General features: G+C 32.7%; 6 protein-coding genes. All 6 read left to right on the top strand.

Annotation, left to right across the window (positions count from 1 at the left end):
- The coding region (locus ACYPV9_RS11195; RefSeq protein ID WP_459743758.1) for a T9SS type B sorting domain-containing protein at positions 1-5,979 on the top strand (5,979 nt) is incomplete at its 5' end.
- 82 nt (positions 5,980-6,061) lie between these two features.
- Positions 6,062-6,967 carry a PorP/SprF family type IX secretion system membrane protein gene (locus ACYPV9_RS11190; RefSeq protein ID WP_299061774.1) on the top strand — a complete coding sequence of 302 codons (906 nt, stop codon included), beginning with the start codon at positions 6,062-6,064 and terminating at the stop codon, positions 6,965-6,967.
- Positions 6,968-6,977: 10 nt separating this feature from the next.
- Positions 6,978-8,564 (top strand): OmpA family protein, encoded by a 1,587-nt coding sequence (locus ACYPV9_RS11185; protein ID WP_299061771.1) that lies wholly within the window; start codon positions 6,978-6,980, stop codon positions 8,562-8,564.
- A 99-nt stretch (positions 8,565-8,663) separates the two neighbouring features.
- Entirely contained in the window at positions 8,664-9,266 is a 603-nt protein-coding gene (locus ACYPV9_RS11180) for an alpha-ketoglutarate-dependent dioxygenase AlkB family protein (RefSeq protein WP_459743754.1), read from the top strand.
- Positions 9,267-9,297: 31 nt separating this feature from the next.
- Entirely contained in the window at positions 9,298-10,188 is an 891-nt protein-coding gene (gene rluF / locus ACYPV9_RS11175; RefSeq protein WP_459743752.1) for a 23S rRNA pseudouridine(2604) synthase RluF, read from the top strand.
- 193 nt (positions 10,189-10,381) lie between these two features.
- Positions 10,382-11,512, top strand: coding sequence for a tRNA guanosine(34) transglycosylase Tgt (tgt, locus tag ACYPV9_RS11170; protein ID WP_459743749.1), 1,131 nt, complete (start codon positions 10,382-10,384; stop codon positions 11,510-11,512).
- Positions 11,513-11,540 lie beyond the last annotated feature (28 nt).

Raw genomic sequence — 11,540 nt, 5'->3', positions numbered from 1 at the left:
GACAACGATGGCAATGTTTCTAACAATGCTACCGTAACGATAGATTATGTACCGGTTGCAGTAAATGACGAGAGTTTAGGTAATACCGTAGGAAGTACTGTTACGTTAAATATTATCAGCAATGATACAGAAGGAGATATTGTTGATCCAACAAGTTTTGTCTTTGACATTACAGGCTCACCAGCAGGTACAAGTATAGATAGTACAGGTTTAATAGCTACAGTACCAGGAGAAGGAGTTTGGATATATGATCCAGGAACAGGTACTTTAAGTTTTGATCCTATTGATGGATTTACAAGTGACCCAACAGCGATTCAATATACCTTAACAGATTTACAAACAGTAAGTGGAGTTGCACCGACAAGGTCAACACCAGCTACGGTAACTGTAGGATATAATGAAGCACCACCAGTAGCATTAGACAATAATGTATCTGGAGTTGTAACCGGAGTTGATGCATTATTGACAAATATTTCAGCCAATGATACGTTGAGTGATGGAAGTGCTGTAGACACGAATCCAACAACAGGGAATGCAACAATAAGCATTGATCCAAATGACACAGATGGCGATGGTAATCCATTAACATTAGATGTTCCAAATGAAGGAGTTTGGACGTATGATCCAATAACGGATGATTTAACATTCAATCCAGATCCAACTTTTACAGCAGATCCAACACCAATTGTTTACACCTTAACAGAGACAATTACAGGTTTAAGTGCAACCGCAACAGCAAGTGCAGATTATGTAGCACAAGCACCGGTAGCAACTAACGATAGTAGTTTAAACAATGTGCCAGGTAATTTAGTAACTGTAAATGTAACTTCTAATGATGCAGATTCAGATGTATCAGGTAGTATAGATCCAACAACAGTAAGTTTAATTGTACCAATTGGTACAGCTACAAATGTTAATAAAGATGCTAATGGAGATGTTATAAGTTTTGTAGTACCAGGAGAAGGAACTTGGTTTGTTGATGCGTTATCAGGATCAATAACATTTACTCCTGAAGTTGGTTATACACAAGACCCAACACCAATAGCTTATACTGTTGATGATAATGATGGGAATATTTCGAATCAAGCTACGGTAACAATTGGGTATTCTCCATTAAATATTATAGCAACTAATGATGACTTTACAAATAGTCCGGTTAACGGAATAGAAGGAGAATCTTTAGTAGGAAATATCTTGACTAGTGATACTGGTGATGGTTTTGATACTTTAAATGGTGAAGAAGCAACAAGAAATAATGTTATTATTTCAATTGTAAATCCGGCAAATCCAACAGTGTCAGGAGCTTTAGTTCCGGTTATAGATGTAGTAACAGGGAATATCTCGGTACCAGCAGGTACACCAGCAGATACATATACAATCACATATTCTATATGTGATAAGTTAGAGCCAAATCCACCTGGTAATTGTGACACAGCTGTTGTTACAGTAGTTGTAGAAGCAGCTCCAATTGTTGCAGAAGATGATGAGATAGCAGGAGGAAATGGATTAAATGGTAATTCAAATGCAGGTAACTTATTTGGTGATAATGGTGACGGAGATGATACACTTAATGGAGTATCAACAAATGCATCTGATGTAACAATATCAATAGTTGCCCCAGCAACACCTAAAACTCCAGGAGCATCTGTACCTAGTGTAGATGTATCAACAGGAATTATAAGTATTCCTCCAGGAACACCAGCAGGAGATTATGTGATTAACTATGCTATATGTGAAATACTAAATCCTAATAATTGCGATACGGCAACGATAACAGTTACTGTAGATTCAGCAAAAATAGATGCTATTAATGATGATTTTTCTGCAATGCCTATTAATGGATTAGATGGAGCAAATACTGCAAGTGTATTATTAAATGATACATTAAACGGAGTGTTAATTTCTCCAGCAGATGTTAATTTAACGGCAGGAGTTGCACCAATAACAACTTCTGGAGGATTAACGATGAATGCAGATGGTACAATTACTGTTGCGCCAAATACACCTGCCGGAACTTATGTGTATCCATATACAATTTGTGAAGTTCTAAATCCTACAAATTGTGATACAGCAGAAGCAACAGTTGTAGTTGAAGAAGCGGTTATAGATGCGATTGTAGACGACTATTCATTAAGTCCAGTAAATGGTTTAGATGGAGAATCTAATGTAGGAAATGCTTTAGATAACGATACTCTAAATGGTATTCCTGTTGTGCTAGCAGATGTTACAATTACTATTAAAACACCGGCAACTCCAATTGCAGGAGCACCTGTACCAGTAATAGATCCTGCAACAGGTATAGTAAGTGTGCCAGCAGGTACACCAGGCGGAACGTATACTATTGAATATACTATTTGTGAAAACTTAAATCCAAATAATTGTGATACAACAACTGTTATAGTTGTAGTTGATTCACCAGCAATTGTTGCAGTAGATAATATTCCTGTAACGCCTGTAAATGGATTTGAAGGTAAAGTTGCTGTAGTTAATGTTTTTGATAATGATACTTTAAATGGTGTTTTAGTAAATGCAGATGAAGTAACATTAAAGTTAATAACTGCAGACCCGAACAATGCATTAACATTAAACGGAGATGGAACAGTTGATGTAGCTCCGGGAACAGCAGCAGGAACATACGAATTAGAATATCAAATATGTGAAGTTTTAAACCCAACAAATTGTGATATAGCTAAAGTAATTGTGGTTGTTGAAGAAGCAATTATTGTTGCAGAAAATGATGATTTCAGTTCGAAACCAGTGAATAGTTTAGACGGTAGTGCAAACGTAGGAAACGTGTTGGCAAATAATGGAGATGGAGCAGATACTTTAAATGGAAGTTCTGTCGATATTGATGCAGTAAACTTAACAGTAATTTCACCAGCAACACCTTTAATACCGGGTGCAACTGTACCAGTAATAGATCCATCAACAGGTATTGTTAGCGTTCCGTCCGGAACTCCAGCAGGTACATATAAAATTGGTTACAGCATTTGTGAAGAGTTAAATCCAACAAACTGTGATGATGCAATAGTAACGGTAGTTGTAGGTACAGGACCAATTGTAGCAAAAGACGATTTAATTGGTAATGTAGATGGTTTTAATGGAGATGATAATGTAGGAAATGTTTTAACTGATAACGGAAGCGGTTCTGATACATTAAACGGAGTACCTGTTTTAATTGATGAAGTAGTTATTTCTGTTGTTACTCCAGCATCTCCTTTGGTATCTGGTGCACCAGTTCCAACAGTAGATCCATCAACAGGTATTATTAGTGTACCGACAGGAACACCGGGTGGTTCTTATGAAATAGAATATCAAATATGTGAAGTTTTAAATCCTGTAAACTGTACAACAGCAATTGTAACTGTAAACGTAAAAGAAAGTGCAGATTTAACTTTATTAAAAGAAGTTGATGTTAATACACCAAATGTTGGTGATACAGTAAACTTTACAATTACATTAACCAATAATGGTTTAAATGATGCGACCGGAGTAAATGTTGTAGATCAATTACCAACGGGTTATACTTTTGTAAGTGCAGTTGCTTCTCTAGGAAGTTATAGCGAAGTTTCTGGATTATGGAATGTTGATACTGTAACAGCATCGGGTAATGAAACTTTAATTATTACTGCAATAGTAAATGCAAGTGGTAATTATACAAATACTGCAGAAGTAACTTCATCAGATCAAGAAGATCCAACATCAACACCAGGAAATAGTAATCCTGCAGAAGATGATTATGATGATGCAACTACAACACCTATAAAAATTACCGACTTAGTAACTACAAAAGTAGTAAACCAATCTGTAGCTAACGTAGGAGATATAATCGAGTTTACATTAAACGTTGTCAATAACGGACCAAGTAATGCAACCGGAGTAAGTTTAATTGAAAACTTACCATCAGGATTAACTTATTTAAGTCATACAGCAATTGGCGGAACTGTAAATTCATTTGCTTCTGGTATTTGGTCTATTGGTAATTTACCAATAGGAGGTTCTGCAACAATTACTATTAGAGCTAAAGTTAATGAAGGTGAAGCTGGTAATACTATTAATAATGTAGTAACTGCAGCTTCTGGAAATGAGCTTGACTTAACCACAGTTGGAGACGATTTAGAAGAATCTATTTATATAATGAGTGCAGATTTAGTTGTTACTAAAATTGTGGATGATGCCACACCAAATATTGGTAATACTATTTCTTATGTAATTGAAGTTATTAATAACGGACCAGATACAGCAACAAATGTAAGTCTAGTAGATAATTTACCAGTAGGTGTAACTTATGTAAGTTCATCAACAATTAACGGTACTTTTAACAACGGATCTGGAGAGTGGTCTATTGGCGATTTAGCTTCAGGTGCTTCTGCTAGTTTAACAATTGAAGCAACTGTAAATGAAGGTACAATAGGTAAAACAATTACAAACACAACAAGTTCTGTTGTTTCAGATCAAGAAGATCCTGATACAACAAATAATATTGGGGCGGTAAGTATTGTACCAGTAGGTGTTATAGACCTAAGGTTAACTAAAACAATTGTAAATAATATTACAACACCATTAGTTGGCGATAAATTAACTTTTGAAATTAGAGTTTATAATGATGGACCAACAGATGCTACAGGAGTTCAAGTTTCTGAATTAATTCCTTCAGGATATAAGTATGAAAACTATAGTTCTACAATTGGTACATATGATCCCTCTACCGGATTATGGAATATTGGTAAAGTAGAAGTTAGTAATACAGCAGTTTTATTAGTAGATGTTACGGTTTTAGAAAACGGAGTTTACCAAAATTGTGCAGAAATTATAGCTGCTAATGAAGATGATAAAGATTCTACACCTGCAAACGGAGTTGCAACAGAAGATGATTATGATTGTGCATCTGTAACCCCAGTAACAGAATTAGATTTATCAATTGTTAAAACTGTTGTAAATGGTAACACGTCTCCTAAAGTAGGAGAAGTAATTACTTTCGAAATTCAGTTAACTAACAACGGTCCGGTAAACGGTACAGATGTTACGGTAATAGATAACTTATTACCATTATCATATACGTTTGTTAATTATAGCTCTACTGTTGGTGCTTATGATGAGAATACAGGAATCTGGAATGTTGGTAAAATTGCCGCAAATGATATCGAAATATTATTAATAGATGTTATCGTAGAGGCAGAAGGTACTACAACAAGTTACACAAATTGTGCAACTGTAAATAGTGTTCATCAGCCAGATGTAAATTCAGCTAATGATACATCATGTATTACTTTAACACCAATACAAACTGTAGATTTAGAGTTAACTAAAGATGTTAGCGAAAATAAACCAGTTGCAGGTTCTAATGTAGACTTTACTGTGATTTTGACTAACAATGGTTTAAGTACTGCAAACGGAGTAGAAGTTGTAGACTTATTACCATCTGGTTACACATTTGTAAGTGCAACGACCACAATTGGTTCTTATAATGAGTTAACTGGTCTTTGGACTGTTGGAACAGTGTTGAAAGATGAAACTCAAACATTAACTGTTACTGCAACTGTAGAGGCCTTTGGAGATTGGTTAAATATTGCTGAAGTAACCGCGGTTAATGAATTGGATATCGATTCTACACCAAATAACGGAGACATTTACGAAGATGATATGGCACAGAGAGCAACAGAGCCAGAAGTACTATTGTCAATTCCTGAAGGATTTACACCAGACGGAGATGGTAAAAATGATGTGTTCGAGATAAAGCATTTAGAAGTGTTATACCCTAAGTTTGGTATGGAAATAGTTAATAGATATGGTAATGTAGTATATAAATATAAGCATGATGGTAACCCAAGTACATCACCAAAATGGTGGAATGGCTATTCTACCGGACGTTGGAACTTAAGTTCTGATAGCTTACCAGCAGGTACATATTACTATACTATTTACTTTAATAATGACGATAGAAAACCTCAAACAGGTTGGTTGTACTTAAGAAAATAAAAATTGTAAAAACAGAAAATATAGAGAGGAAAGATTTTAAAAACTCTTTTCTCTCTTAAATATCATATTTTAAACTAGGTTTATGAAAAAAATAAAATTACTTTTTAGCATAATATTACTCATTACGGTTAGTACTGTTTTTGGGCAACAAGACCCACAGTATACACAATACATGTACAATATGAATATTTTGAACCCTGCGTACGCAGGGTCTAAAGGAGTTGGTAGTATTGGTATTTTAGGTAGGTCGCAATGGGTTGGTGTAGAAGGTGCTCCAAAAACTTTTACTGTTTCTGCAGATACACCCTTAGGAAATAACTTAGGTTTAGGTTTATCTATTATTCATGATGAAATTGGTCCTGTAAAAGAAGATAACATATATTTTGATATCTCTTTTACTATTCGAACATCCGAAGAAGGAAGACTTGCTTTTGGTATAAAAGGAGGAGCCACTTTTTTAAATGTTAGAGAATTAAGATTGGGTGAACCTGCAGATCCTCTTAACACTCCTGTAAACCAAGCTTCGCCAAATTTCGGAGCAGGTTTGTACTATTATTCAGATAAGTTTTATGTAGGTCTTTCTGTACCAAATTTCTTAGAAACAATTCATTTAGAGAAAGGTAATGGAATTGTAAGTACAGCGTCAGAGAAAATGCATTACTTTTTAACTTCTGGTTATGTATTTGATATTGCAGATAATTTAAAGTTAAAACCATCAGCAATGTTAAAAGGAGTTGCGGGCGCACCATTATCTGTAGATATATCAGCAAATTTATTAGTAGATAATAAATTTGAAATTGGTTTGTCTCATAGATTTGATGATTCAATAAGTGGTATTTTAGGCTTTAATGTTAATCAAGATTTTAGAATTGGTTATGCTTACGATCATACAATTACCCGTTTTGGAAACTTTAATTCTGGTAGTCATGAAATAATGTTGTTATTTAATTTTAATAGAAGAAATATTAAGAGTCCTAGATTCTTTTAAAAAAATAAACATGAAAAAAATTACCTTTATATTTTTAGCTTTATTTGTTTGTATAACTAATGCACAACAATTTAACTATACTATTAAAAGACTAGATGTAAACACTAAATATTCAGATTTTGGTGTAACTTATTATGGTGAAAATGAAGCTGTATTTGCTTCTAGTAGAAGTCCTAAATCTGTAAAAACTGGTTTGTGGGCAAATAACAGACAACCATATTTAGAACTATACAAAGGAACTGTTCTAGAAAGTGGCGAAATTGAAAATGTTAAAAGATTTTCTAAAAAAATAAGTACAAAATATCACGAGTCTAATGTTGCGTTTACAAAAGATTTAAAAACAGTTTACTTTTCTAGAAATAATTATATCAAGAAAAAACTTAGAAATGATTCTGAAGGAATGAACTTGATACAAATGTACAAGGCAACAGTTGGTGAAAATGGGGAATGGACAAATATAGTATCAATGCCTTTTAATGATGATAATTACCAAACTGGACACCCTGTTTTAAATAAAGATGAAACCAAATTATATTTTACTTCAGATATGCCAGGATCTATTGGTAGCACAGATATTTTTGTTGTAGATATTTATAAAGATGGTACTTATGGACAACCAGTTAACTTAGGTGCTAGAGTAAATACTGTCGGTAAAGAAATGTTTCCTTATATAGATAAAAACGACGTCTTGTACTTTTCATCAAACGGTTATAGAGAAGGTAAAGGAGGATTAGACATTTATGCTGTAAAACTATCTGATTCTACCAATAAAATGAGAGCTACCAATTTAGGATATCCTATAAATTCTAGTTACGACGATTTTAGTCTTGTTTTTAGAAACGGAAAAAGAGAAGGTCACTTTTCGTCTAATAGAAAAAGAGGAGCAGGTGATGATGATATTTATTATTTTAAAGAAATAGCACCCGTAAGAGTAGAATGTGATCAAGTTGTAAACGGTGTCGTTAAAGAACGTGTAACAGAGGCTTTATTACCAGGAGCAAAAGTAGATTTGTATAATTCTAAAGGAGAAATTATAGATTCTGTAATCGCAGATAGCAATGCAAGATTTAAATTTAACGTAGACTGTAAAGAATCGTATAAAGTAGTAGGTAGTAAATTTGATTACACAGAAGACTCAGAAGAATTTACAACAAATTTAGATGAAGATTTAAATTTAACTCTAGGTTTAAATTTAATAGAAAGTGAATTTGTTAGAGTAAGAGGATTGTTAATGGTAGACATAAATCCTATTTATTTTGATTTAGACAAATCTTTTATTAGACCAGACGCAGCAATAGAAATAGAGAAAGTGGTAAGAATTATGAGAAAGTATCCAGAGTTAAAAATTAAATTAGCTTCTCATACAGATAGTAGAGCACCAGATGCTTACAATTTATCATTATCAAAAAGAAGAGCAAAGTCTACTTTAGAGTGGTTAATTGGTCGTGGTATAAAAGCAACAAGAATAGAAGCAAATGGTTACGGAGAAACTCAATTAGTAAATAAATGTGCCAACAATGTAGAATGTTCAGAGGCGGCTCATCAATTAAATAGAAGAACAGAATTTATTATTTTAAATCCAGAAGCAATTCGTTAAAAATTTAATATACTAATAATTCAAAAAGTCTAGCTGTAAAAAGTTAGACTTTTTTTGTACATCAAAACTAAGACATAATATAAATTGTATTTTTACACAATGGATTTGTTTTCTTCAGAAAAAATAAAAAATATTTTACCTTTTGATGGTATTACAAACTATCATGGGGTAGTTTTAAATCTAAACGATTGCAGTTTTTATTACAATAAGTTGATGAATTCTATTAACTGGAAAAATGATGAAGCTATTATTTTTGGTAAAAAAATAATAACCAAAAGAAAAGTTGCATGGTATGGCGAATCAGAATTTTCATATAAATATTCTGGAGTAACAAAAACAGCAAACATTTTTACAAAAGAGTTACTAGAACTTAAAGCAATTGTAGAAAACGAAACAAAAGAAAGCTACAATTCTTGTTTATTAAATTTATATCATTCAGGAGAAGAAGGTATGGCGTATCATTCCGACGGAGAAAAAATGCTCAAAAAAAACGGAGCAATTGCATCTTTATCTTTAGGCGCAGCAAGAAAATTTTCTTTTAAACATAAAGAAAATAAACAAAGAATAGACATTGTTTTAGAAAACGGAAGCTTATTAGTAATGAAATCTGGTACACAAACAAATTGGTTACATAGATTGCCACCAACAAAAAAAGTAAAAACACCTCGAATTAATTTAACCTTTAGAACAATAGAATTGTAATCTTATCTTTACTTTTGCAAAAAAATATTCATTGGAAACTAACAAGCAACAAACTATAAATCTTAATAAATATATAAGCTCATCTGGTATTTGTTCTAGACGAGAAGCAGAAAGATTTATTAATGAAGGCAGAGTTACAATTAATGGTAAACCAACCCAATTGGGTAACAGAGTTGGTAAAAAAGATGTTGTAAAGTTAGATGGTAGATTAGTTAAAACTAAAAAAACCACACTTTATATTGCTTTAAATAAACCTGTAGGCATTGTTTCTACAACAGATGGTAGAGAAAAAGCAAATATTGTAAAACATATAAATCATCCAGAAAGATTATTTCCTATTGGTCGTTTAGATAAACCATCCGAAGGATTAATTTTTTTAACAAATGATGGTGATATTGTAAATAAAATTTTACGAGCAGGCAACAATCACGAAAAAGAATATTTTGTAACCGTAAATAAATCGATTACATCAGAATTTATAGATAAAATGGGTAACGGAATACCAATTTTAGGTACAGTTACAAAAAAATGTAAAGTAGAAAAAGTAAGCGAAAAAGTCTTTAAAATAATACTTACACAAGGTCTAAATAGGCAAATTCGTAGAATGTGCGAGTATTTAGATTACGAAGTTACCAAGTTAAAAAGAACCCGAATTATGAATGTAGAATTGGGTTTTTTACAAACAGGAGATTGGCGAGAACTTACCCAAGAAGAAATGCAACAAATAAATAAAATGATTGCAACATCTTCTAAAACAGAAGAAGCATCTATTGTAAAAGAAGTACCAAAAGCTAAAAAAGCAAAAAAGAAAGAAGCACCAACTAAAAATAATTTTAATAAAAAAAGTGCATCATTTAGAAAATCATCACCAAAAAATAAAAGAAACAATACCAGTTTTTCATCTAAAAGAAAAAGGAGATAATTTTTTGGGCGTTACTTTGTTCTAAAAGCATTTAGAACCAAAGTCAGGCTTTACACTACAATCTTTTTTTCGTGCCTCAAAAAAGGATTTCCACTTCAATCCTTAACGCATATTTTGCGAACTAATAGCAAATTAGAATATAAATTATAATTAAGAAACTTACAATTCTTAAATAATAGTATCTTTGCCGATAATGAAATTTGACTTAAAAATTACCGACCCAAAAAGCAAGGCAAGAGCAGGAGTAATAACTACTGATCACGGAGAAATAGAAACACCTATTTTTATGCCAGTGGGAACTGTTGGAACCGTAAAAGGAGTTCATCAAACAGAATTAAAAAACGAAATTAATCCTGATATTATATTAGGTAACACATACCATTTATATTTAAGACCTGGTTTAGACATTTTAGAAAAAGCAGGTGGTTTACACAAATTTATGAACTGGGATAGAAATATCTTAACAGATTCTGGTGGTTACCAAGTATATTCTTTGTCTGGTAGAAGAAAAATTAACGAAGAAGGTGTGAAGTTTAAGAGTCATATAGATGGTTCTATGCATCATTTTACACCAGAAAACGTTATGGAAACACAGCGCACAATTGGCGCAGATATTATAATGGCTTTTGATGAGTGTACACCGTATCCTTGCGATTACAATTATGCAAAAAGATCTATGCACATGACGCATAGGTGGTTAAACAGATGTATAAATCACCTAGAAAAGTTACCGTTTAAATATGGTTTCGAACAAACTTTTATGCCAATTGTACAAGGTAGTACATACAAAGATTTAAGAAAACAATCTGCAGAGTATATTGCAAATGCAGGTCAGCAAGCAAATGCAATAGGTGGTTTATCTGTAGGAGAACCAGCAGAAGAAATGTACGCTATGACAGAAGTTGTAACAGAAATTTTACCTGAAGATAAGCCTCGATATTTAATGGGTGTTGGTACGCCAATTAATATTTTAGAAAATATAGCTTTAGGTATTGATATGTTTGATTGTGTTATGCCAACAAGAAATGCTAGAAACGGAATGTTGTTTACAGCACACGGTTCTATAAACATCAAAAATAAAAAGTGGGAAGACGATTTTTCTCCAATAGATGAAATGGGAATTACTTGGGTAGATACAATGTACTCTAAAGCATATTTGCGTCATCTATTTGCAGCAAAAGAAATGTTAGGTAAACAAATTGCTTCTATACACAATTTAGGTTTTTATGTTTGGTTAACCAGAGAGGCAAGAAAACATATTTTAGCTGGTGACTTTAGAGAGTGGAAAGATAAAATGGTAAAACAAATGGACAACAGATTGTAAAATTACAAGTTCTTATTAAGAGCTTAAA

It is taken from the genome of Polaribacter sp. OB-PA-B3, from assembly GCF_054589375.1.
This window is presented reverse-complemented; position numbering and strand designations above follow the sequence as displayed.

Coding starts and splice junctions, on each gene's coding strand:
- ACYPV9_RS11190 (WP_299061774.1), top strand. CDS start 6,062: ATGAAAAAAATAAAATTACTTTTTAGCATAATATTACTCATTACGGTT.
- ACYPV9_RS11185 (WP_299061771.1), top strand. CDS start 6,978: ATGAAAAAAATTACCTTTATATTTTTAGCTTTATTTGTTTGTATAACT.
- ACYPV9_RS11180 (WP_459743754.1), top strand. CDS start 8,664: ATGGATTTGTTTTCTTCAGAAAAAATAAAAAATATTTTACCTTTTGAT.
- tgt (WP_459743749.1), top strand. CDS start 10,382: ATGAAATTTGACTTAAAAATTACCGACCCAAAAAGCAAGGCAAGAGCA.